The 23,043-nt window shown below is 62.4% G+C and carries 16 protein-coding genes and 1 pseudogene; 9 read left to right on the plus strand and 8 right to left on the minus strand.

The window, feature by feature from the left end:
* The first annotated feature begins 47 nt into the window (after positions 1-47).
* Positions 48-1,049 carry a sterol desaturase family protein gene (locus CJU94_RS34515; protein ID WP_095423141.1) on the plus strand — a complete coding sequence of 334 codons (1,002 nt, stop codon included), beginning with the start codon at positions 48-50 and terminating at the stop codon, positions 1,047-1,049.
* A 67-nt stretch (positions 1,050-1,116) separates the two neighbouring features.
* Positions 1,117-1,948, plus strand: a pseudogene (locus tag CJU94_RS34520) (alcohol dehydrogenase catalytic domain-containing protein).
* A gap of 313 nt (positions 1,949-2,261) precedes the next feature.
* Here CJU94_RS34520 and CJU94_RS34525 read toward each other — a convergent pair.
* Positions 2,262-3,059, minus strand: coding sequence for a DeoR/GlpR family DNA-binding transcription regulator (locus tag CJU94_RS34525; protein WP_095423142.1), 798 nt, complete (start codon positions 3,057-3,059; stop codon positions 2,262-2,264).
* A 311-nt stretch (positions 3,060-3,370) separates the two neighbouring features.
* On the opposite strand from CJU94_RS34525, the gene CJU94_RS34530 reads away from it, so the two are divergent.
* Genes CJU94_RS34530 through pdxA form a run of 3 tightly spaced genes read left to right on the plus strand, consistent with a single transcriptional unit; the run spans position 3,371 to position 6,704 of the window.
* Positions 3,371-4,366 (plus strand): 2-keto-3-deoxygluconate permease, encoded by a 996-nt coding sequence (locus CJU94_RS34530; protein WP_095423143.1) that lies wholly within the window; start codon positions 3,371-3,373, stop codon positions 4,364-4,366.
* Positions 4,363-5,706, plus strand: a complete 1,344-nt coding sequence (locus tag CJU94_RS34535; RefSeq protein WP_095423144.1) for a four-carbon acid sugar kinase family protein — start codon at positions 4,363-4,365, stop codon at positions 5,704-5,706. The genes CJU94_RS34530 and CJU94_RS34535 overlap by 4 nt, the downstream gene beginning before the upstream one ends.
* Entirely contained in the window at positions 5,703-6,704 is a 1,002-nt protein-coding gene (pdxA, locus tag CJU94_RS34540) for a 4-hydroxythreonine-4-phosphate dehydrogenase PdxA (RefSeq protein WP_095423145.1), read from the plus strand. The genes CJU94_RS34535 and pdxA overlap by 4 nt, the downstream gene beginning before the upstream one ends.
* A 355-nt stretch (positions 6,705-7,059) precedes the next feature.
* On the opposite strand, the gene CJU94_RS34545 is transcribed toward pdxA, so the two are convergent.
* The 3 genes from CJU94_RS34545 to CJU94_RS34555 are packed head-to-tail and all read right to left on the minus strand — an operon-like array spanning position 7,060 to position 12,902.
* Positions 7,060-8,529: an efflux transporter outer membrane subunit gene (locus CJU94_RS34545; protein WP_095423146.1), complete on the minus strand. Its 1,470-nt coding sequence runs from the start codon at positions 8,527-8,529 to the stop codon at positions 7,060-7,062.
* Complete coding sequence (locus CJU94_RS34550; RefSeq protein WP_095423147.1) at positions 8,522-9,709, minus strand: efflux RND transporter periplasmic adaptor subunit; 1,188 nt, start codon at positions 9,707-9,709, stop codon at positions 8,522-8,524. The genes CJU94_RS34545 and CJU94_RS34550 overlap by 8 nt, the downstream gene beginning before the upstream one ends.
* Positions 9,699-12,902 (minus strand): efflux RND transporter permease subunit, encoded by a 3,204-nt coding sequence (locus tag CJU94_RS34555; RefSeq protein WP_095423148.1) that lies wholly within the window; start codon positions 12,900-12,902, stop codon positions 9,699-9,701. Before CJU94_RS34555 ends, CJU94_RS34550 begins: the two co-directional genes overlap by 11 nt.
* Positions 12,903-13,843: 941 nt before the next feature.
* On the opposite strand from CJU94_RS34555, the gene CJU94_RS34560 reads away from it, so the two are divergent.
* Together CJU94_RS34560 and bamA are read left to right on the plus strand one after the other, a co-directional pair.
* Positions 13,844-14,242 (plus strand): hypothetical protein, encoded by a 399-nt coding sequence (locus tag CJU94_RS34560; RefSeq protein ID WP_095423149.1) that lies wholly within the window; start codon positions 13,844-13,846, stop codon positions 14,240-14,242.
* 168 nt (positions 14,243-14,410) lie between these two features.
* The gene (bamA, locus tag CJU94_RS34565) at positions 14,411-16,651 is read left to right on the plus strand and encodes an outer membrane protein assembly factor BamA (protein WP_244221106.1); all 2,241 of its coding nucleotides are present in this window, start codon (positions 14,411-14,413) and stop codon (positions 16,649-16,651) included.
* Positions 16,652-16,683: 32 nt separating this feature from the next.
* Here bamA and CJU94_RS34570 read toward each other — a convergent pair whose 3' ends face one another.
* Positions 16,684-16,857 (minus strand): hypothetical protein, encoded by a 174-nt coding sequence (locus tag CJU94_RS34570; protein ID WP_157763849.1) that lies wholly within the window; start codon positions 16,855-16,857, stop codon positions 16,684-16,686.
* Between the two features lie 372 nt (positions 16,858-17,229).
* On the minus strand, positions 17,230-18,285 hold the full coding sequence (locus tag CJU94_RS34575) for an aldo/keto reductase (RefSeq protein ID WP_095423151.1): 1,056 nt from the start codon (positions 18,283-18,285) through the stop codon (positions 17,230-17,232).
* Positions 18,286-18,518: 233 nt separating this feature from the next.
* Here CJU94_RS34575 and CJU94_RS34580 point away from each other — a divergent pair, with 233 nt between their 5' ends.
* Positions 18,519-19,406 (plus strand): LysR family transcriptional regulator, encoded by an 888-nt coding sequence (locus CJU94_RS34580; protein WP_244221158.1) that lies wholly within the window; start codon positions 18,519-18,521, stop codon positions 19,404-19,406.
* A gap of 333 nt (positions 19,407-19,739) precedes the next feature.
* Positions 19,740-20,594: an SDR family NAD(P)-dependent oxidoreductase gene (locus tag CJU94_RS34585; RefSeq protein WP_095423153.1), complete on the plus strand. Its 855-nt coding sequence runs from the start codon at positions 19,740-19,742 to the stop codon at positions 20,592-20,594.
* Between the two features lie 212 nt (positions 20,595-20,806).
* On the opposite strand, the gene CJU94_RS34590 is transcribed toward CJU94_RS34585, so the two are convergent.
* The gene (locus CJU94_RS34590; protein WP_095423154.1) at positions 20,807-21,757 is read right to left on the minus strand and encodes an oxidoreductase; all 951 of its coding nucleotides are present in this window, start codon (positions 21,755-21,757) and stop codon (positions 20,807-20,809) included.
* Positions 21,758-22,103: 346 nt separating this feature from the next.
* On the minus strand, positions 22,104-23,042 hold the full coding sequence (locus tag CJU94_RS34595) for a nucleotidyl transferase AbiEii/AbiGii toxin family protein (RefSeq protein ID WP_095423155.1): 939 nt from the start codon (positions 23,040-23,042) through the stop codon (positions 22,104-22,106).
* Position 23,043: the final 1 nt, after the last annotated feature.

A 23,043-nucleotide genomic window follows, 5' to 3' on the forward strand; every position in this document is an offset into this window, starting at 1 on the left:
TGCCGCTGGCTGAGCGTTCGCCGACCTGCTAGAACACGAGGATTCCGATGTTTCATGAAATCGTCTCGCAACTCGACAATATGGTGTCCGCGTTGCAGACGCTGCTCTATGTCGACGTCGTGCAGCCGTTCTTCTATCGTTTCGGCTTGATGGGTTACGACGAAGACACCTATGACGCACTGTATTGGGTGATAGTGGGTGTGCTGGAAATCGTGGTGACGTATCTGGCGTTACGGCCGCTCGAAGCGCTGCGCCCCGTCGAGCAATGGCTGGATCGCAAGGCGCTGCGCGCCGACGTGATCTACACGTGGATCGTCAAGCTCGGCATCATCAACATTGCGTTCTTCCTGGTGTTGCAGCCGCTGTTCAATCACTGGCAGAGTTTGATGTCGATCTACCGCATACCGAATGTCGATATCGACAGCATCTGGCCAGGTGTGACGGATCAGCCGGTCGTGTCGTTCATGATCTATCTGGTCGTGCTCGACTTTGCCGGCTACTGGTATCACCGCTGGCAGCACCGTTTCGGCGTGTGGTGGGAACTGCACGCGGTACATCACAGCCAGCAGCAAATGTCACTGTGGGCCGACGACCGCAACCACTTTCTCGACGACCTCATCCAGGCGGCGTTTTTTGCGGCGATCTCACTGTTCATCGGCGTGCAGCCGAACCAGTTCGTGGTGCTGGTGGCGTTCAGCAACTTCATGCAGAGCATCCAGCACGTCAATGCACGGCTGCCGTATGGCTGGTTGCTCGAACGCATCATCGTCAGCCCGATCTTTCACCGCCGCCACCATGCAGTGGGCTACGGCCACGAAGGCACGAAATACGGCTGCAATTTTGGCGTGCTGCTGCCATGGTGGGACATGCTGTTCCGCACTGCTTCATGGAATCCCGCCGTCGAGCCGACCGGCATCCGCGATCAACTGCCTGTGCCGCATGGCGCGGGGCTTTCGTATGGCGACGGATTGATCGCACAGCAATGGCACGCGTTTGGCCGAATTGTGAGGCGATTGCGCGGGCAGAGGATTACGCGAGTCGTGCCATGATCAGCACATCCGGGCCGCTAGAAGCGGCTCGCCCTCTAACACCGTTCCGGTCAACCAGCTGTAAGCCATTGTTTATAGCCAGCACGGATTGCCGATCGACGATCCGCGTGCACTCTACGAAGCGGAATTGCCGAAGTCCGAGCCGGGGCCGCGCGATCTGCTCGTGAAGATTCGTGCCATCGCCGTGAACCCGGTGGACACCAAGGTCCGTGCAGGCATGCTCGGCGACACACCGCGCTTGCTGGGCTGGGATGCCGTCGGGACGGTCGAAGCCGTCGGTGCCGCCGTGACCCTGTTCAAGGTCGGCGACAACGTGTTTTACGCCGGCTCCATTGCCCGCCCGGGCGCCTATGCCGAGTACGGCATTGTCGACGAGCGCATCGCCGGTCATTCGCCCACCACGCTCGATGCCGCGTGCGCCGCCGCGTTGCCGCTCACTTCACTTACAGCCTGGGAACTGCTCTTCGATCGGCTCGGCCTTGCCGAGGCGGGGGCAATGGCGGTGCGCTGCTGATCGCCGGATCGGCGTCGATCAGGTGCGCTTTGTCGCGAGCCTCACGCATACCGAGGCGCGCTTTGCCGAGATCGTCGAGGTACTCGCGCCGCAAGGCAAGCTGGGCGTCATCGACGATCCGAAAACGCTCGATGCGATGCCGCTCAAGCTGAAAGCGGTCTCGCTGCACTGGGAACTCATGTTCACCCGGTCTCTATTCGAGACGCCGGATATGATCCGCCAGCACGAGATTGTCGAGCGCGTCGCAGCGCTGATCGACGTAGGCACGCTGCGTACCACGCTCGGTGAGCATTTCGGCGCGATCAATGCCGAAAACCTGCGGCGCGCCCACGCCCTCATCGAAAGCAATCGCGCGCGCGGCAAGATCGTTCTCGAAGGGTTTTGAGTCACTACTCGGCCTTCTGCTTTGATTGCTTGCCCGTCTTCATGAGAACCATGCGCACGGTTCATCCGGTCGAAGATGGACTCTTCTGGCCGCTCGGCCCTATCGCGATCAAATGAGCCGGCGTGTCTCGGCCAAGAAAGCATGCGTGGTGAGCGTCACGCAAGTTCATGGCGGCGAGGTCTGGAACTACCGGCGCATCGTATCGGCTGAACCTCGTGAACGCGTTCGGCGTTGCGCGTGCGTGAAGCCTCGCGGTTGTCCCAGGCGGCTGCGTGGTCCGAAATGGTCGCGCGGCGCCGCCCTCGGGACACGATCACCGTCCCTGGGGCAGAGGCTGGCGAACCTGTTGCGACGCGGTTTCGATCGTCACCTCGCTGTGCAGCAGGAACGTTGCCAATTCGGGCGCGCCCGGTTGCGCATCGGTCACGAGAGTCCAGTCGCGTTCGAGCGGCGTCCAGTGCTGCTGGCTCGCGCGATCCAGCTTGTGCGAAGTCACCAGTACGAAGATGTTGGCGGCTTGCCTGATGACGCATTCCTTCAGATAGGCCTGCTCGGCGGTTGCTTCGCAGAGTCCACGGCCGGCGACTACACCGTCTGCTCCGAGAAAGGCCTTGTCGACGGACAGGCGGTTCAACGCGAGCTGCGCGAGCGGCCCGAGCGTACTCATGCTCGAGGGGCGCAAATCGCCGCCGATCAAAGTGACCGGCACCTCGCTCGATGCCAGCAGGCCGATTGCCAGCAGATTGTTGGTGACCACGCGAATGTCGCGCCGTCCGGCCAGCAGCCGGGCCATTGCGGCGGTGGTGGTGCCGCCGTCCAGAAAGATAGTGTCGCCGTCCTGAACGTGGCTGACCGCCACCTGCGCGATCGCATCCTTTTGCTCGCGGAAGCTTTCCCGCCGCAGGTCGAGCGACTCCTCGGGTTCGTGAATCCCGACCGAGGCGGCCGCGCCCCCATACGTGCGCACGATCAGCCGTTCGTCGGCGAGCGCGCGCAGGTCGCGTCGCACGGTTGCTTCGGACATGCCGAAATGCTCGCACAGGGCGCCTACGTCGTTCATGCCGGACAGGACGGCTTTCAGCATTGCCTCGCGGCGGTTCGTAACTTTCATGGTGATCGAGGGTATCGGGTTCGCCCGCACGCTGCGCGCGATAGAGATAGAAGGCATGAACGGACGTAAGTGTAATCAAACCCACGGCCAGGGCAACGCCGCCGGCGGAGCGTGACCGCGCGCGTCCAATTTGATCGATTCGATCAAATTGGACGCAACGTCCGCCTGTAGCGGCGTTTTCCCGCAAATTCGATCAAATCCGCCACATCGTAATGAGCGGATTGCGCATCGCCGATTGGTCGCGTACACTTGGAATGATCGAATCAATCATTTAGTGTGATTGTATCGATCATTCTAATCAGGAGACATTGATGGCCCAACTTCCTATCAAACGCGCGATCGAACGCGTTCCGGGCGGGATGATGATCGTCCCGCTGCTGTTCGGCGCTCTGATCGCCACTTTCTTGCCGAACATGCCGAAGTTCTTCGGTTCGTTCACGAATGCGCTGTTTTCCGGCGCGTTGCCCATTCTCGCGGTGTTCTATGTGTGCATGGGCGCGTCGATCGATGTGAAGGCCACGCCTTATCTGCTCAAGAAGGGCGGCGCGCTGTTCGCGGCGAAGGTTGGGTCGGCGATTGTGGTGGGTATCGTGCTGGGCCACTTTCTGGGTGAGCAGCCGGTTTCGTCCGGCCTGTTCGCGGGAATGTCGACGCTGGCGGTGGTCGCCGCGATGAACGACACGAACGGTGGCCTGTACATGGCGTTGATGGGTCAATATGGCAAGTCTGAAGACGTCGGCGCTTACACGATCATGTCGCTCGAATCCGGCCCGTTCCTGACGATGGTCACGCTCGGTGTGGCAGGGCTGTCGGCGTTTCCGTGGCAGACGTTGGTGGGCAGCATTCTGCCGCTCGCGGCCGGCATGCTGCTCGGCAATCTGGACCGTGAGATGCGCAACTTTCTCGGCCGCGCCGTGCCCGTGATGATTCCGTTCTTCGCTTTGGCGCTGGGCGCGAGCCTCGACCTGCACAAAGTCTGGCAAGCCGGCCTGCTCGGCATCGGTCTGGGCATTGCGGTCGTGATCCTCACGGGCATCCCCCTGTATTTCACCGATCGGCTGACCGGAGGCACGGGCGTCGCGGGCGTGGCGGCGGCCAACACCGCAGGCAACGGAGCCGCTGTGCCGGCACTGATTGCCGCGGCCAATCCTGTCTATGCCGAGGCCGCGAAAAGCGCGACCCTGCTGGTCGCCTCGTGCGTCGTCGTGACCGCGATCGTGTCGCCGATCCTCACCGCGGCCGTCGCGAAGCGGGTCGGCAAGCATGCCGAAGCAAGCCGCGCTGCTGAATTGAGGGCGTCCCAGTGAGTTTATCGAGCATCCTGATCATCGCCGACGACCTGTCCGGCGCCGCCGACTGCGCGATTGCATTTGCAGGCGCAGGGCGCAATACGGCGGTCACGCTGAACGCGTCGCGCGCGACGGGCGCGGCGGAGGTGATTGCGGTGGACACCGACACGCGCCGCATGCCACCGGACGAAGCCGCGCACCGCACCCGCGCCGCGTGGCTGGCGCAACGCGCGCCGGGGCGGCGTCTGTACAAAAAGATCGATTCGACGTTGCGCGGCAACTGGGCTGCGGAAGTCGCCGCGTTGCAGCCGCTCGCGGGTCTCGCCATCGTCGCCACGGCTTTTCCCGCCACCGGGCGCACCGTGCGTGAAGGCCGCGTATTCGTGCGCGGGGTGCCGCTCGAAGACACGGAAACGTGGAAGCTCGAACACGCCGCGCATTGCGCCGACCTCAACGCCATGGTCGAGGCGGCCGGCTTGCGCACTGCGGCGCTGGATGTCCACGCGCTGCGCGGCGATCCCGCCGGGTTGCGCGAGGCCATTGCCGAGGTGGCGCGCGGCGGGGCGCAGGCGCTCATCGTCGATGCGGAAACGGATGCGGATTTGCGGGCGCTCGCGCAGGCGACGGCGTCGATGGACGAAGCCTTGTTCTGGGTCGGCTCAGGCGGTCTGGCGCGCGAACTGGCTTCCTTGAGCGACCTGTTCGATGGTGTCACGGACGCCGCGCGGGACGAGCCACCGCAGCCGGCGCACAAGCGAAGCGCGATCCTGATTCTGGTGGGCAGCCTGTCGGCCATTTCGGAACAGCAATGCGTGATGCTGCGCGAACGTGCGGGCGTGGGCGAGTTGATCGTGCCGCCGGTCGTGCTGCGGGCGGGTGAGTTTCATCCGGAGTGGGCGGGCTGGCAAGCGCGCGTCGGCGCGCAGTTGAGCGCGCATACGGACCTGCTCCTGCGAATTGGGCGCGACGATCTGTTCGATCCCGCCGAGGGCGCCCAATTGTCGGCGGCGCTCGCTTCGCTCATCGCACCGTTTTTCACGCATCTGAGCGGCTTGATCGTGACGGGGGGCGAAACCGCGCGCGCGATGCTCGGGACCGCCGGCATCGACAGTCTGCAATTGCTTGCGGAAATCGAGCCGGGGGTGGCGGTGGGCCGCCCGCACGGCAACCCGCGCCTCACCGTCGTCACCAAAGCCGGCGCCTTTGGCAGCGAACACGCGCTGTATGGCGCCTACCTTCATCTGCGGGGTACACCGGAGTTCGCTCACAGCGATTCCGGATCGGCTCAGCCGAGCGGCACGGCGAGATCTTCGCCGGCTCGCGAAACGAACCAATGTCATTCAGGCAAAACATCATGAGCAACTATCTTCCAGTCATCGGCATCACGATGGGCGACGCAGCGGGCGTAGGTCCGGAAATCGTCGTCAAGAGCTTGACGCACGAGTCCGTCTATCGGCAGTGCCGTCCGCTTGTCATCGGCGATGCGGCGCGCCTCGAGCAGGCCAACCGGATCGTCGGCGGCAGCGCGAAAGTGCGCCGCATCGCGAAGCCGTCGGATGCGCAGTATGCACTGGGCACGATCGACTGCATCGACCTTGCGCTGATTCCCGCCGACCTGCCTTTCGGCGCGCTGTCGGCGCTGGCAGGCGACGCCGCGTATCAGTACATCGCGCGCGCCGTCGAACTGGCGAAGGCCGACGAGATCGATGCGATCTGCACGGCTCCGCTGAACAAGGAGGCGTTGCACGCCGGTGGTCACAAGTATCCCGGCCACACCGAAATGCTCGCGCACCTCACGGGTATCGAGGAGGTGTCGATGATGCTGGTCGCGCCGAAACTCCGCGTGATCCACGTGACCACGCACATCGGCATTATCGACGCGATCCGCAAGATCGAACCGGGTCTCGTGCAGCGCACGCTCGAGCGGGGCCATGCGACGCTGGTGAAAGCGGGCATTGCCAATCCGCGCATCGCCGTGTGCGGCATCAACCCGCATGCCGGTGAAAACGGCCTGTTCGGTTACGGCGAGGAAGAGGAAAAAATCGTCCCGGCCGTGAAGCGCTTGCGTGAACGCGGTTGGGACATCGAGGGCCCGCTTCCGGCCGACACGCTGTTCTTCCGTGCGGGCCGCGGCGACTTCGATCTGGTGGTGGCGATGTATCACGACCAGGGCCATGGTCCGGTCAAGGTGCTAGGCCTCGAAGCCGGTGTCAACGTGACGGTCGGCCTCGACGTGATCCGCACATCGGTCGATCACGGCACCGCGTTCGATATAGCCGGTAAAGGCATCGCCGACGAACGCAGCCTGCTCGAAGCCCTGCGTCAGGGTGCCGAACTCGCGACGCGCCGCGCCTGACGCTGCTTGAGATGGATGGATCGGCGCGGCGCGACACCGCGCTTATAGGACTGTAGTTACTGGTTATGCAGACACGACGCACTGAAGCAAAGACGCATTCGGTGCGGCAATCCTGCAGCACTACGCGCAGGAGCAAGCCGATGAATGCGAATATCGAGCACTCGCAAGCCGGTGCAGCAATTGGCGGCGGCTGCAACCAGGCAAGGTCGAAAGACGCACGCTCAACCGATCGCTAAGCCGACCCGGAACGCAACGCTTCTGCGACCGCCAACAGATTGCAATAGCACTGGATAGGGAACGCACGCCGAAGTAGTTAGAAATACCAGGCGTGCCGTTCCGCTCCGTGCAGTTCCCTTCAATCAGTACTGTGTCGCGCCGCGGTCTCGACGAGTGCCGGCGCCGCGGCCACCTGGGCGAGTTCATCGCTCGACCATCCGCCGCCGAGCGCGTGCAGGAGTTGCACATTCGCGTCCAGCTGGCGTGTCTGGATATCGAGCACGCTGCGTTGCGCCTCGAGTGCGACGGTCTGTGCCTGCACGACATCGAGGTAACCCACTGTGCCTTGGCGATATTGGCGTAACGCGAGCTCGACCGAGTACTGGGCCGCGTTGGCTGCATCCCGTTGCTCGCTCAGCGCAGTGCCGAGATACGATAGCAGGGCGAGATTGTCTTCGACCTGCTGGAATGCGGAGAGCACTACGCCGCGGTAAAGTTCTCCCGCTTCTTCGGTTGCCGCTTTGGCGGCGTCGAGTTGCGCACGACGGTACCCGCCGTCGAACACGTACTGCACGAGTTGGGGGCCAATTGCCCAGAACAGATTGGGCGCGCTCACCAGACCGGTGTAGGCGGCGCTTTGCACGCCACCCTGCAAACTGAGTGTGATGTCCGGGAAGTAGGCCGCCCGCGCGACGCCAATTTTTGCGTTGGCTTCGGCCACCCGGCGTTCCGCCGCAGCGACGTCGGGGCGCCGCTGCAGCAGCGTGGAGGGCAGGCCGGTCGGTATCGGCGGCAACGCCATGGCGGCGGTCTGGGACGGCAGGCTGAATTCGGACGCGGAGGCGCCAACCAGGACCGCGATCGCGTGTTCGATCAGCGCCCGTTGTGCCAGATTCTGCGACAGTTGTGACCTGGCCGACGAAAGTTGCGTCTGCGCCCGGGACACGTCGAGCCCCGACACGATCCCGCTGTTATGCAACGTTTCCGTGAGTTGCAGGGCCTTCGCATACGCCACGACAGTTTCGTTCAACAGCTCGGTTTGCTGGTCGAGGCCGCGCAAGCGGATGCAACTGTCGGCCAGTTCGACCTGCAGGCTAAGCCTGACCGAAGCGAGATCGGCCTTGGTCGCCTGCGCCTCGTCCTTGCCCGCCACCACGGAGTCGCGCACGCGGCCCCAAAGGTCGAGGTCGTAGTTGATTTCGCCGCCGAGCGTGGCGGCGTTGTAGTCGTTGGGGCCGCCCGCGCGCAGCGGCCGATTGTCGGACTGGCGATTACGCTGCGCCACCGCGCTCGCACTGATCGACGGGTACAGTCCCGACTCCACCTGCGCCACGAAGGCCTGCGCTTGCGCATAGTGTGCGTACGCCGCGCGCAAGTCGGTGTTGTTGGCGAGCAGACGTGCTTCAAGCTCGTCGAGCTGCGCGTCGCCATACATCTTCCACCAGCCGTTGCGGTCTATCCGGTCGGCGGGCTGCGCCGCGGTCCACGGGCCAACCGTCTTGTATTGCGCAGCGATCGGCGTGGGCGGGACCTGATATTGCGGCGCGAGCGAGCAGGCGGTGAGTGCGACGACGCTCGCGAGAAGCGCCGGAAGTCCGTGCTTAACCATGTGCAACTGCCTTCTTGCTGGTCGCTGTCGAAACCTGCACGTTGTCGCCGTCAGCGAGTCCGTCGGGCGGTGTGTCGATCACGCGATCGGTTGCGGCGAGTCCCGAGCCGATCTCCACCGAGTCGCCCAGATCGCGGTTGATCTTCACCTGCTTGAACAGCACGTGACCGCTCGCGCCAAGCGTGGCGACCACGACACCGCGGCCGTCGAAGACGAGCGCGCTGGCGGGAACACGAAGCGAATCGGCGGAGGCGGGCAACGAGAATTTCAGACTGGCGAACCCGCCTGGCAGCAGCTTGCCGTTTGAGTTGTCAACCAGCAGTTGAACCAGCGTCGTTCCCGAACTCGAATTGACCGAGTCCGCCGCTGCAACCACGCGTGCGGTGAACTGCTGGTCGGGGTACTCGGGAACGGTCAGGATGGCGGTCGTGCCGTCATGTATCGCCGGTGCGTAATTCTGTGGCACCTGGACGTACGCGCGTAACCGCTTGACGTCGGAGACCGCGAACAGTTCCTGGCCGACTCCGCCGCTGCCGGCGTTGACGAGTGCGCCGACGTCGGTATCGCGGGCGGTCACCACGCCGTCAAATGGCGCGACGATATGCGCAAACGCCTTGGTGGCGACGAGGCGTTCGACATTGGCCTTTGCGGCCGCGACGATCGCTTCCTTGGCAGCGTAGTCAGCGGTGCGTTGATCGACATCCTGCTGGGCGACGGAATCCGTGCCGCTCAGCGCTTCCCAGCGCTTGGCCGTCGTACCCGCCACCAAGGCATTCGCCTGCGCGCTCTGCAGATCCGCGCGCGCCTGCAACAGCTGCTGGTCGAGCTCGGGCGTTTCGATCTCGGCGAGCACCTGACCTGCTTTGACCGGCGCGCCGATATCGACATTCCATGATTTCAGATAGCCGCTGACCTGCGCGAAAATCGGCGCCCGCGTAAATGCTTCAAGGCGGCCGGGCAACTGCAGCGAGGGGCCGTTGGCATCACGCAAGGGCTGGATCACGTTGACCGTCGGTACAGCCTGCGCGTCGGTCCAGGTTTTCAGCTTGCGGGCATCGGTGGCCCGCAGCGTGACGCCCGCGACGACGATGCCCAGGACGACCAGCAGGCCGACCACGCCTGCTGCGAGAAGTGGGCGGCGCGACGGTGCAGGCGTGGAGACAGTGGATTCAGACGACATGAGCAGGACCTCCCGAGACGGATGCCGGGGTAGCCGCGCGCCCAGGGCGCGCGTGCACGATACAAAAAACGACGGGGACGAGGAACAGCGAAGCGGTGGTGGCAAACAGCAGACCGCCGATCACGGCGCGGCCAAGCGGGGCGTTTTGCTCACCGCCTTCGCCGAGCGCGAGCGCCATCGGCATCATGCCGATGATCATGGATAGCGCGGTCATGAGCACGGGGCGAAAACGCGTAAAGCCCGCCTCAAGTGCCGCCCTGAACGGGTCGCCGTGCGCGGCGAAACGTTCGCGGCAGAAACTGACGACCAGAATCGAGTTGGCCGTCGCCACCCCCATACACATGATTGCGCCGGTCAGCGCGGGTACGGAGAGCGTCGTGTGGGTCGCGAACAGCATCCAGACGATGCCGGCCAACGCGGCAGGCAACGCGGACACGATAACGAACGGGTCGGCCCATGACTGGAAATTGACCACGATCAGCAGATAGATCAGCACGACCGCGCCAAGCAAGCCGAACAACATGCCCGCAAAGGCGCTGTTCATGGTCTGCACCTGGCCCAGCAGCGCGACCGTGGAGCCCTTGGGCAAGGTGCGGGCGTTGTCGCGCACGATGCGCTGGATATCGGATGCCACCGCGCCTAGGTCACGGCCCTGAGTGGTCGCGAAGATCTCCACCATGGGCTGGATGTTGTACTGGCTGACAACCTCGTTGCTGCTGGTGCGCTCGACTGTCGCGAGGCCGCCGAGGATCTGCGCGGTGCCTCCGCCGTTGGCCGTGATGGGGAGATTTTGCAAGGCGGCGAGCGAATCGAGGTTGTATTGCGGCGTTTGCATCACGATCGGATACGACACGCCGTTCGCGTTGTTCAGCCAGAACGTGGGCGCGACCTGGCTGGAACCCGCGAGGTTCACCACCATGCTGTTCGTCACGTCGCGCTCGGTGATGCCTAGCAACTGCGCCCGGGTGCGGTCGACATCGACGTTGAAAGTCGGGTTGCCGTGCGACTGGGCGATCCGCGCGTCGACTACGCCCGGAACGTCGCGGACCGCGCGCAGCAGACGATCCGCATACGCGTAGTTGGCGTTGAGGTCATTGCCGCGAATCTGCAGGTCGATCGGCGCCGGCGAGCCGAAATTCAGGATCTGGCTGATGATGTCCGCCGGCGGGAACGAAAACGTGACGCCGGGGAATTCACGCGGCAATCGCTCGCGCATGATGCGAACATAGTCGTCGGTGGGGCGATGACCTTCGTTCAGCGCGATCTGGATGTCGCCGTCCTGCGAGCCGACCGTGCCGGTGTTGTTGTACGCGGTATTGATGCCGCTGACCGGCAGACCCATGTTGTCGACCACGGTGCCGAGATCCGCCGGTGGAATGATCTGGCGGATCGCGCCTTCAATGTCCGCAAAGATCTGCGCGGTCTTTTCAACGCGTACGCCAACCGGTGCGCGCGCATGCATCAGGATTTGTCCCGAATCGACCGAAGGGAAGAAATTGCGGCCGAGGAACGGCACCAGCGCGAACGAGAGGGCGACAAAACCGAGGAAGCCGGTGACGAACGGACGCCGGTGAATCAGCGCGCGTTCGAGCAATCCGCGGTAGGCATTGCGCACCTTTTCAAAGCGCGCTTCGAAGCCGCGCTGGAAACGCCCGAGCGGACCGGGGCGCTTCGTTTCGTGGGCGTGCTCGTCCTCGTTCTCGTCCCGTACATGCTGTTTCAGCAGGTATTTCGCCATGGTCGGCACCAGCGTTCTCGACAGGATGAACGACGAGATCATGGCGAAGATCACCGCTTCGGCCATCGGCACGAACAGGAAGCGCGCGACGCCATTCAGGAAGAACATGGGCACGAACACGATGCAGATACACAGCAGCGAGACGAACGCCGGCGTGACGATCTGCGCGGCGCCGTCGAGAATGGCGGTCTCTACCTCCTTGCCATGCTCGAGGTGCCAGTTGATGTTTTCGATCGTCACCGTGGCGTCGTCGACCAGAATCCCCACCGCCAGCGCGAGGCCTCCTAGCGTCATGATGTTCAACGTCTCGCCGAGCGCGGACAGCGTCGCGATGGAGCCGAGGATGGCGAGCGGGATCGAGGTCGCAATGATGATCGTCGAGCGCCAGCTGCCAAGGAACAGCAGGATCATCAGGCTCGTCAGCACGGCCGCGATCACACCTTCGCGCGCCACGCCGGTGATGGCCGCCCGGACGAACAGCGACTGGTCGCCGATGGGCTCGATCTGCAGGTTATCGGGCCACGACGCCTTTCCTGCAGCAAGCCGCTGCTTGATGCCGGAGATGATGCCGAGCGTGGAAACCGAACCGTTCTTGAGCACGGACATCAGCACCGAACGCCGGCCGTCGACGTGCACGATATTGGTCTGCGGCGGACTGCCGTCGCGCACGTTCGCAATGTCGCGAATGTAGACCGTGGTGCCATTGGCCGCCTTAACCGGCAGATCGCCCAGGGCTTTGAGTTCCGACGGTGCATTGTTCAGTTGCAGCGTGTACTCGTAGTCGCCAATCTTTTCGGTGCCGACCGGCGTAATCAGGTTCTGCCCGGCAAGGGCGTTGGCGACATCCTGCGCGGAAAGGCCGCGCGCCTGGAGTGCCGCCGGATCGACGTCGATCTGTACCTGACGTGTCTTGCCGCCGAACGGGTAAGGAATCGCCGCGCCTGCGACGGTCGAGAGAACCGGGCGCACCGAGTTCAGGCCGAGGTCGCCGAGGTTCTGTTCAGAGAGTCCCTTGCCGGAGAGCGCCAACTGGATGATCGGCACGGTCGACGCGTTGTAGTTCAGGATCAGAGGTGGCGTCGTGCCCGCAGGCAACTGCCGCAATTGCGTTTGCGCGACGGAAGTCACCTGCGCGTTCGCCGTGCTGATATTCACGCCCGGCTGGAAGAAGATTTTGATAATGCCAAAGCCCGCCACCGATTCCGCCTCGATGTGCTCGACGTCGTTCACGGTGGTGGTCAACGTGCGTTCGAATGGCGACGTGATGCGGCCGACCATCTGGTCCGGCGGCAGACCCGTGTATTGCCACACGACGCTGATCACGGGAATCTTGATATCCGGAAAAATGTCGGTCGGCGTCCGCATTGCGGACAAGGGACCGATGATAAGGATAAAGATCGCCAGGACTACGAATGTATAGGGTCGCCGCAAGGCGATACGTACTAGGCCGAGCATGAGAATTCCAGAGCTTGGAGAAAAACGTAGAAGTGTCCTGGCGCAGGCTAGCGCGGTGCGCGCTGACGCGCAGCCGCGTGCCTGTACCTGTCATCAGCTCTGGACGCGCCTGAACTGACGGCATATTCAACTGTGACGGAATACTGCATAGGGCTACGCATAATCTGCATTTCGTGAGAATTGTTCTGCTGCTTACGATCAGTCAAAAAGCTTGCGTGCGTCTTTCAGTTAATTGCCCGGCGTTTGGAAGAGAAAGACATGTGCAAAGAAAGGGTTGCCTTGTGACACGTGCCGATGTGCTGCAACGCAACTCAAGCGCGAATGTACACAAAGCTCGGCATTCCTGCTGAAGAACAAATTAGACGCCAGCGACGCGTGAATACCGGGTTAGATCATTTCGCATTGACCGCTCATTCCGGGAATGCCTTGTCATTGCTGGGCAGAAGGATGTCTGGCGGAAACGCGCGCAGGCGCACGAGCGTCGTTTCCCGCGCACGCTAACTGGTCGGCGTTTTTTATTACCAATTGTTCGAGAGGTTCATATGTGCTCCGGAGGCCTGCGCCAAGTGCCATTCGTAGCGCTGACTTTCATTCTGGGGATGAGGTCTTCAACTCACGCGCACATCATGAAGATGAATGTCACGGCAAAAGCGATGTTTTGCACAAAACAGTTGTGTGCGAAACAAATGGACTAGTGTGTGCGGTTTCACAGCAGCGCGCGGGTCGTCGATCGGCGGCGAGCGATGCTTTCAACCGCATGCCGACTTTCCTTTCTCTTTCGAAATGTCCAGGGAAGAGGTTGCTTGCGAGGCGTAAACATTTGAAGGATTGAAGATCCAGTAACGGATAACGGACGAAGGAAAGTCTAATTAATTGTTGCGTAACTCAAGGCACGGGGGTGCGCCCTACACTTCATTCCTCGCTTGATTCCGGAGTACTTCATGGCACCGCGACCCTCCTTTTCGAGCGATTCCGTACGTGGCTTCGAATTGACGGGCGACGGACAGTACTTGTTGCTGAAGGCCAACCAGACTTCCAGCATTGCGTCGCATTGTTCGGTTATGCACGAGCTGCTGGCGGCGTTGTCGAACGCGATTGGTGTGTCGGAACGGATTCGCAGCAAGAAAAAGAGCGTGAAGTTCGCGATGCCGTGTGAGGCCTGGGAGGTGGGCAAGGATGCAGGTGCGGCAGCTCATCTGATCCTCACATTCCGTCTGCCCGGCGGCGCGGAACTCTCGTTTCGCATGCAACGCACTGAGGCCGCTCACATGACGGAAGTACTGGCGCTCGTGAGCGGCATGGCAAAGATCGGCGATCTGTCCGCCATTACGGTGCAATAGCGCTCGCGTCTCCGACACCCGCGCCCTCGATCGATATGCAACACAGCGTATTGCAGTGGGGTCTCCACGTTGCGTTCCTATTTCTTGGTTTTCCTTTGCATGCTTGTTCAAACTTCAACTGTACGTCGTAACAGGACGGTGACGCTCGCCGGCCTGAGTGTCGCAGCGATGTCGGCCCACGCCAGCGACTCATTCGTGATTCGCGACATCCGGATCGAGGGATTGCAACGCGTCGAGGCGGGTACGGTGTTCGCCTACCTGCCCATCAAGCAAGGCGACACCTTCAGCGACGACAAGGCATCGGAGGCCATTCGCGCCCTGTATGCCACGGGCTTCTTCAACGACGTCAAGATTGCGACCGAAGGCAATGTCGTCGTCGTGCAGGTGCTGGAGCGTCCGGCTATCGGCACGATCGATTTCGCCGGCATTCATGAGTTCGACAAGGAAAACTTGACCAAGGCGCTGCGCGCCGTGGGTCTGTCGCAGGGCCGTTATTACGACAAGGCGCTCGTCGACAAGGCCGAGCAGGAACTGAAGCGCCAATACCTGACGCGCGGCTACTACGCCGCCGAGGTCACCACCACGATCACGCCGATCGACCGCAACCGCGTGTCCGTGCTGTTCTCGGTGGCCGAAGGGCCGAGCGCGAAGATCCGCCAGATCAACTTCATCGGCAACAAGGCGTTCAGCACGGGTACGCTGCGCGACGAAATGCAGCTGTCCACGCCGAACTGGTTCTCGTGGTACACGAAGAACGACCTGTACGCGAAAGACAAGCTCACCGGCGACCTCGAAAACGTCCGCTCGTATTACCTGAATCGCGGTTACCTCGAGTTCAACATCGATTCCACCCAGGTGTCGATCTCGCCGGACAAGAAGGACATGTATCTCACGGTCACGCTGCATGAAGGCGAGCCGTACACGATTTCGAGCATCAAGCTGGCGGGCAATCTGCTCGACCGCGAGCCGGAGCTGGCGAAGCTCATCAAGATCAAACCGGGCGACCGCTTCTCGGCTGAAAAGCTGCAGGCCACCACCAAGGCGATCGTCGACAAGCTGGGCGAATACGGCTATGCGTTCGCCACCGTCAACGCGCAGCCGCAGATCGACCAGTCCAACCACAAGGTGGACCTCACGCTGCAGGTGGACCCGAGCCGCCGCGTGTACGTGCGCCGCATCAACGTGGTGGGCAACACCCGCACGCGTGACGAAGTGGTGCGCCGCGAAATGCGCCAGCTCGAAAGCTCGTGGTTCGATTCGAACCGCCTCGCGCTGTCGAAAGACCGGATCAACCGTCTCGGCTACTTCACGGATGTCGACGTGACCACGGTGCCGGTGGAAGGCACACCCGACCAGGTCGACGTGGACGTCAAGGTGACGGAAAAACCCACGGGCTCGATTTCGCTGGGCCTGGGGTATGGTTCGGGCGAGGGGCCCATTATCTCCGCGGGCGTCTCGCAGGACAACGTGTTCGGCTCGGGCACGAGCCTCGCACTGAATGTGAACACCTCGACTACCAACCGTACGCTGACGGTCACGCAGGTCGATCCGTACTTCACGATCGACGGCATCAAGCGCATCACCGACGTCTATTACCGCACGACGGAGCCCCTGTATTATTCGACCGATTCGAGCTTCCGGATCATCACGGCAGGAGCCGACCTCAAATTCGGCGTGCCGTTCTCCGAGTCCGACATGGTTTACTTCGGGCTGGGGTTTGAGCAGAACCGTCTGGATATCGACGCCAATACGCCTCAGAGCTATAAAGACTACGTGACGCAATTTGGGCGAGTCTCCAACAACGTGCCGTTGACGGCAGGTTGGTCGCGTGACGATCGTGATAGCGCGCTTGTCCCCAGCCGGGGCTACTATACGCAGGCCAATGCCGAGTACGGCACTCCGCTGGGCGATACGCCGTACTACAAGGCAGACCTCCAGGCGCAATACTATTATTCGTTCGCGCGTGGCTTCGTGCTTGGCCTGAATTTTCAGGGCGGCTATGGCAATGGACTGAACGGAAAGCCTTATCCGATCTTCAAGAACTACTACGCGGGCGGTATCGGTTCAGTGCGGGGGTATGAGCCAGGTTCGCTGGGGCCGCGCGACGCGACCACCAACGATCCCATCGGCGGCTCAAAGATGGTCGTCGGCAATATCGAGCTGACCGTTCCATTGCCGGGATCCGGCTATGACCGCACGTTGCGCGTCTTTACGTTCCTCGACGGCGGCAATGTGTGGGGTAGCGAAGGCAGTAGCATCGGCGCGAACGGATTGCGCTACGGCTACGGGCTGGGTCTCGCGTGGATCTCGCCGATCGGTCCGCTCAAGCTGAGCCTGGGCTTCCCGCTCGTCAAGCACGCAGGCGATCAGTATCAGAAATTCCAGTTCCAGATCGGCACATCGTTCTAAGGCTATCCGCGAACTGCTTTCGTCATGTTGTCTCACACGCCAAGTTTGATGAACAGTTGCGGCCGCTGCTCGCAGATACTCCTGATGCCGGTCGTCACAACCTGAGCGGCCGAAGCCGAGATAGCCACCACGGTGAGATGACCGTTTTCGCCATCGTTCGTAGTGCTGTACTCGCTCACGAATTTGCCCGGATCGGCTGCCGCCATGATCGCACCGGCATCTCTCGTGCGTTTGAATTCGAGTCGGCAGCGTTGCTCGCTCTCAATCACTCCTGTTGACGCGCACTGCGGAGGCGCGATGCCTGAACTTATCGAACGCAACTAACGGTCAACGACTGCTCCCGCACCCGTCAAAGGTCAAATTCAGTTCCGCAGACGCTCGGCGGTCGTCGGTCTTCAATATGAGCCGACATGAGGGCCGGGTTCTCGAAAAAATTGACCGTGACGGATAGGGCAGACAATACAAGGCCGACGATCGCCGGCCGCCTGCGTGCGACCGTGACCGATTTACCCTCTTTCGGGAGGCTGTCACTGGGAAAGCCTCCCGCCAGCACGCCGACCATGTCGGCCACATCAAACTTACGTGTTCAGATGCGGCCCCAGCAGTGACAGGTCCGCAACCGAAAGACGGTCGTGCGCGGTCTGCACCTGATGCCAGTACGGGTAGAGCAGCGGCGGCGCGCTCACCTTGTCGAGCCGTTCACGCTGTTCGGTGGTCAGCGTGAGATTCGCCGCGCCGAGGTTGTCGAGCAGTTGCTTCTCATTGCGCCCGCCGATGATGACCGACGCCACCGCGGGTCGCCCGAGCGTCCATGCAAGCGCAACCTGAGCGGCCGAGACGTTCTGCTCGCCGGCGATTTCGACAAGCGCATCGACAATCGACCAGAGCCGCTCGGCGTCGCGAATCGGCGGCTCGGTCCAGCCGGCAAGCTGGCGCGTGCCCTCCGGCGTCGCGTCGCGGCGGTGCTTGCCCGAGAGCAGGCCGCCTGCGAGCGGGCTCCAGACGAGAATGCCCAGGCCTTGATCGAGCGAGATCGGCGCGAGTTCGTATTCCGCTTCGCGCGCTTCAAGCGTGTAATGGATCTGTTGGCTCACGAAGCGCGGCAAGCGGTCGCGTTCACTCACATGTAACGCCTTCATCAGGTGCCAACCGGAGTAGTTCGAACAGCCGACATACCGGACCTTGCCATGCCGGACAAGGAGGTCGAGCGCTTCAAGCGTTTCTTCGAGCGGCGTGAGTCCGTCCCATTCGTGCACCTGGTACAGGTCGATCACATCGGTCTTCAGACGGCGCAGGCTCGCCTCGCAGGCCTCGATCAAATGATGCCGCGACAGGCCCCGGTCGTTCGGACCACTGCCCATGGGAAAGCGCGCTTTGGTTGCGATCAGCACGCCGCCTTTGCGTTTGCCGCCGAGTGCCTCGCCGACGATTTCTTCCGACGCACCGTTCGAATAGACGTCCGCCGTGTCGATCAGGTTGACGCCAGCGTCGATGCACATGTCGATCTGTCGGCGCGCGTCGTCGAGGCCGACCTCGCCGACGCTCGCAAATTTGCCTTTGCCGCCCATCGTCATCGTGCCTAGCGTGATGGTCGACACCTTGAGGCCCGAACGGCCAAGTTGACGGTATTCCATGTTGAAGCAATCTCCATGTATGTTGCGAACATTCACAGCCGGCGTGCGGCCGTGAAGTTGCAGCGCGCCCGCACTTCGTGCCGAGTGTTCCTCGACCTCTCCAGACATCCGACGATAGCGGAGATTGAACTGTCATTCCAATAGAAAGATATGATCCAATTGTGCGGTTTTCGTGATCAATCGTCTCTGCGAGAAAGAGTGCCAAAGTGGACTTGAAGCAGCTGGAACATTTCATGGCGGTCGCCGAAGAGCGGCACTTCACGCGCGCGGCGCGGCGCCTGAACCTCGTGCAGTCCGGATTGTCCGCATCGATTCGCTCGCTGGAAGAAGACCTGGGCGGACCGCTGTTCAATCGCAGCACGAGGCGGGTCGCCTTGACGCCTGCCGGCGAAGTGCTGTTTGCGGAGGCGCGACGGGTACTGGCCGCCGCTCGCGACGCGCGGCACGCCGTCACGCAGGTTCACGGGCTCGCGCGTGGCCGGCTGAGCATCGGTGCGATTCACGGTCTGGCGCCCTTCGTCGATCTGCCCGCTTCCCTGGGGCAGTTTCGTGCCGCGTTCGCTGGGCTCGATATCGAATTGACATTGGACGGCTCGCGTGCGTTGATTGACGAGGTGCGGGAGGGGCGTCTCGACCTCGCGTTCACACAGCCGCCGGATACCTCGCTCGACGGTATCGGGTCGCATATGTTCGCGTGCGAAGGAATGGTCGTCGTCTGCGCGACGGATCATCGATTTGCGGGCGCCAGCGAGCTGGAGTTGGCCGACCTCGCCGACGAAACGTTCGCCGACCTGCGCCCGGAGTGGAGCGTGCGACGTCTCGTCGATCGAAGCTTTGCGGCCGCAGGGCTGCAGCGCCGGACCAGCTTCGAGGTCAACGATATGCCGATGTTAATTGAGCTGGCCGCGCATGGGTTGGCGATCACCATCGTGCCCGAATCTGTGGCTGCCGCAAGGAAGAACGACCCGCGCGGCGCGGCGGTCGCGACGGCGAGCCTGCGCGAAGCCGAGGAACCCTGCTGGGAACTCGCGGCCGTTTTTAAGGGAAGCGCGGGAGAACCGCTCATACCGGTCGCCCGTGCGTTTCTGGACTTGCTCAAATTGCCTGTGATAGCGACCTGACGCTCCCGACGGGCTCCGCATGGCGCTCTTAATTGAGCACGTAGGCCAGCGTGGCGGAAAAAGCGTGCGCACTATCGTAGGCAAACGTGACTGTTCAGTGTGAAAAACCTGGCACGATTTGCGGAACGCGACGGTCTTCAGACATCCCGTGAATGCGGGCGAATGTTGCTAGTGTCTTACAGTCGTCCGCTTTATATTCAGGATCCCTTGAGAGCGACGAGTGTGGGCCACGCAGAGAAAACGTGCATGCTAGCATCGTCGATTCACTCTTCCCACGAATCGGGATCGCTGTCGCTAGTGGGCGCCGCGACTCCGGCATCAATGAGGATGCTCATGACTCATTCTGCCCTGACCCCGGGCGCGGTCGCCGTGATCACCGGGGGTGCTGCCGGCATCGGGCTGGCTGCTGCCAAACGCTTTGCGCAGCTTGGGCTGCGCGTCTGCATTGCGGACCTCGGCGCCAACCGCATTGCGCAGGCGGTGGAGGAAATCGCTGTGCTGACCGCAAACGGCACGCAAGACGTCTTCGGGATTGAGACCGACGTCAGCGTCGCCGACGATGTTCGCCGCCTGCACGCGACGCTCGTCGAGCGCTTCGGCGGAACAGACGTGCTGATGAACAACGCCGGGATTCAGCCTGGCAGCGGGATGTTCGGTCCAACCGGGAGCTGGGAGCGCGTGCTGGGTGTCAACCTGTGGGGCGTGATTCACGGGACGCAGGTCTTCGTGCCGGAGATGATCAAGCGCGGGCGTCCGGGGCTTGTGATCAACACCGGTTCAAAGCAAGGTATCACGACGCCGCCGGGCGACCCTGCCTATAACGTGGCGAAGGCCGGGCTGAAAGCGTTCACCGAAGCGCTGCAGCACGAACTGCGCAACACCGCGGGCTGCCGGATTAGCGCCCATCTGTTGATTCCGGGCTTCGTGTTCACGGAACTGACACGGAAGGGCCGCACGGAAAAGCCGGCTGCCGCATGGACGCCCGAGCAGACTGTCGATTTCATGTTCGAGCGCCTCGATGCCGGCGACTTCTACATTCTGTGTCCTGACAACGACGTGCCGCGTTCGCTCGACGAGTTGCGCATTCTGTGGGCGGCAGGCGATATCGTCGAGAATCGCCCCGCGTTGTCGCGCTGGCATCCGGACTACGCCAAGGCATTCGAAGCCTTCATCAAGCAACCCCGGTGAATCGACGGGCGGCGCGGCGTACAAGGTTGTTCATGGCCTGCGGACAGTCGCTATACGGGCTACGCGCCGATGCGACGGCCGCGCTCACAACCTGAGCGCGCTGGCGGGTTGCGCCCGCGCCCGGTCGGCGGCGCCACCGTGTAGGGGGCGGTCGCGCATGGCGAAACAATGCCGGTTCAAGACGTGCGCTGGCGCTCGCTGAACGGGCCGCGCTACGGGTGGAAGCTCACCTGCGTCAGCTCTTCGCAGACCTGCCATAAACGGCCAGCATTCGACGCGTCCCTTGCCTGCCTGGCGACGTTCGCTTCTCCCATCCTGCTTCCCCGTGCCTCCAGAAAGCCCTGCGGACCATAGTAGCCACCATCGCCGACGTCACGCGAAGTCGCCGCGTAAAGGGTTGGCAAGGCGCCCGCGTAGTCGGTGTTCAGCAAGGTGCCGATGACATGGCTGAGAAGCGCGCGAGCAACGCCTGAAATCGCGGAGCGATCTCCACCCCGAAACAGATTGGTGTTGGCGACACCGGGGTGAGCGGCAACCGACATGACACGCGAATTCGCAGCGCGCAATCGCCGGTCGAGCTCGAACGCGAACATCAGATCCGCGAGCTTCGATTGCCGATAGGACCGCATCGGCGAATACGCCTTTCTGGACTGGAGGTCGTCGAAATCGATGTGCCCCTGCTTGTGCGCGATGGAAGCAATCGTGACGATGCGCGGTCGATCAGGCGAACCGTTCGCGGCTAGTCTGAGCGCGGGCATAAGGAGCGCAGTCAACGCGAAGTGGCCGAGTACGTTGGTGCCGAACTGGAGTTCGAAGCCGTCGGCGGTCTCCAGCCGCTTTGGCGGCGCCATGACGCCAGCGTTGTTGACCAGAACGTGAATCGGGCGTTGGCGGGCCAGTTCTTTCCGCGCGAACTGGCGTACGGACTCGAGGGATGCGAGATCGAGAATCGCGAGTTCGGCGCGAGCGCCGGGTGCAGCGGCGTTCAGACGGGCTAACGCCTCCTGACCGCGCTGTTCGTCGCGGCACGCGAGTATGGCTTGCGCGCCTTTGCGCATCAACGACAACGCGGCATGGTAGCCAATGCCGCTGTTCGCTCCAGTGATCAGAACCCGCTTGCCGGTCTGCGGCGGAATATCGGCGATGGTCCACGGGTTGTTCATAGTGCTCCGGCTGGGCATAGTGATAGTCGGTTTCGAGACTACCATTACAGCGGAAGTTCGGATTTGCGGCGACGTGGCGTGGCCGGGCTTCGCCGCACGACTCTTCCCCATCCCACACCACGCCGCCGCGCGACGTGGTGAGCGCGGGTTGCCGGGATGACCGAAGCGGTGCTGATGACCGCTGTTCAACTCGGTCAGCATCCAGATTGTTGAAACGAGAAGATGTCGTATTGAAGCGCTGTCGTCATCCGCATCCGCGCGCTTCTACCTCAATCATGCACGTGATGATGGTGATGGCCGCGTTCGTGCCGGCTCCGTTGTTCAATCTGCGGCACCGCATGCTTCTCTAGATGCGATCGAGCGCCGCGAAGCCTTCATCCAGTAACGTAACCTGATGAGCGAAGCGGGTCGCGTCGCGTGCCTTGAGTTTGGCAAGATTCTCGATTTTCCAGCGGATTGCCGGCAGGTCGCGTAGATGGTCGTACGGCATCAGCGACCAGTCTGGCTCGAGTCTCAGGAGCGAGGCGAGAAATTCGCGGTGCTCCGCGGTCAGTGCCCTCGGAAGGTCATGGTGAAGTCTGGCCTGCACGGCGTGAAGTGCAGCCAGATCGACCGGATCGACGGTCATGCCCACAAAGCCGGCCTCGTATTCGTCCTCGAGCGATCGTGGCTTCGCAAAGAGCACCTCGTGGACCGGTCGGTTATGGCCGGCGAGATAACCCACAAAGGCCGTCGCGACGTCCTGGCGCAGACCATAAGTGTCGTACATGTGCTGCACATCAAAAATATCGCGCGGATGCTGCCGGTCCAATGCGGCAACCAGTTTGCTGCCGTAAAGCTCGGCATCGGCGAGCGTCGGCACTTCGAAGTCGACGCGAAACATGGCCTGCGCGCGCGGCACGATGCTCCGTGTCACCGTTGGCGTTAGTGTGCCGCGAAAAACGTAGTTCACCTCGACCTTGACCTGGGCTTCAGTGGACGAGACAGTCAGTTTCACATCGTCGCCTTTGTTTCTGCCACTGGCGGCGGCCACGGTAACCATGTGTCCCTGTCGCTCGATCGCCTGCCGGGCGCGAGCGAGTTCGTCATGAATGATGGCGAGAGCTTCGTCGCGGCCCGGCTCGTACGAACACATGACCACGTCGATATCGACGGACAGGCGGGGCAGATCCTGAACAAACATGTTGATGGCTGTGCCGCCTTTCATCGCGAAGTGGGGCGTGTCAAAAACATCTGGCGCAATGGCCAGCATGAGGCGAACCGTATTGAGGTATTGATCGTTCATT

Source organism: Paraburkholderia aromaticivorans, assembly GCF_002278075.1.
Taxonomy (GTDB): Bacteria; Pseudomonadota; Gammaproteobacteria; order Burkholderiales; family Burkholderiaceae; genus Paraburkholderia; species Paraburkholderia aromaticivorans.

Bases quoted from the DNA above. Each gene is read 5' to 3' on its own strand.
- CJU94_RS34515 (WP_095423141.1), top strand. From the start codon at position 48: ATGTTTCATGAAATCGTCTCGCAACTCGACAATATGGTGTCCGCGTTG.
- CJU94_RS34525 (WP_095423142.1), bottom strand. From the start codon at position 3,059: ATGAAAGTTACGAACCGCCGCGAGGCAATGCTGAAAGCCGTCCTGTCC.
- CJU94_RS34530 (WP_095423143.1), top strand. From the start codon at position 3,371: ATGGCCCAACTTCCTATCAAACGCGCGATCGAACGCGTTCCGGGCGGG.
- pdxA (WP_095423145.1), top strand. From the start codon at position 5,703: ATGAGCAACTATCTTCCAGTCATCGGCATCACGATGGGCGACGCAGCG.
- CJU94_RS34545 (WP_095423146.1), bottom strand. From the start codon at position 8,529: ATGGTTAAGCACGGACTTCCGGCGCTTCTCGCGAGCGTCGTCGCACTC.
- CJU94_RS34550 (WP_095423147.1), bottom strand. From the start codon at position 9,709: ATGTCGTCTGAATCCACTGTCTCCACGCCTGCACCGTCGCGCCGCCCA.
- CJU94_RS34555 (WP_095423148.1), bottom strand. From the start codon at position 12,902: ATGCTCGGCCTAGTACGTATCGCCTTGCGGCGACCCTATACATTCGTA.
- CJU94_RS34560 (WP_095423149.1), top strand. From the start codon at position 13,844: ATGGCACCGCGACCCTCCTTTTCGAGCGATTCCGTACGTGGCTTCGAA.
- bamA (WP_244221106.1), top strand. From the start codon at position 14,411: ATGTCGGCCCACGCCAGCGACTCATTCGTGATTCGCGACATCCGGATC.
- CJU94_RS34570 (WP_157763849.1), bottom strand. From the start codon at position 16,857: ATGGCGGCAGCCGATCCGGGCAAATTCGTGAGCGAGTACAGCACTACG.
- CJU94_RS34575 (WP_095423151.1), bottom strand. From the start codon at position 18,285: ATGGAATACCGTCAACTTGGCCGTTCGGGCCTCAAGGTGTCGACCATC.
- CJU94_RS34580 (WP_244221158.1), top strand. From the start codon at position 18,519: ATGGCGGTCGCCGAAGAGCGGCACTTCACGCGCGCGGCGCGGCGCCTG.
- CJU94_RS34585 (WP_095423153.1), top strand. From the start codon at position 19,740: ATGACTCATTCTGCCCTGACCCCGGGCGCGGTCGCCGTGATCACCGGG.
- CJU94_RS34590 (WP_095423154.1), bottom strand. From the start codon at position 21,757: ATGAACAACCCGTGGACCATCGCCGATATTCCGCCGCAGACCGGCAAG.
- CJU94_RS34595 (WP_095423155.1), bottom strand. From the start codon at position 23,042: ATGAACGATCAATACCTCAATACGGTTCGCCTCATGCTGGCCATTGCG.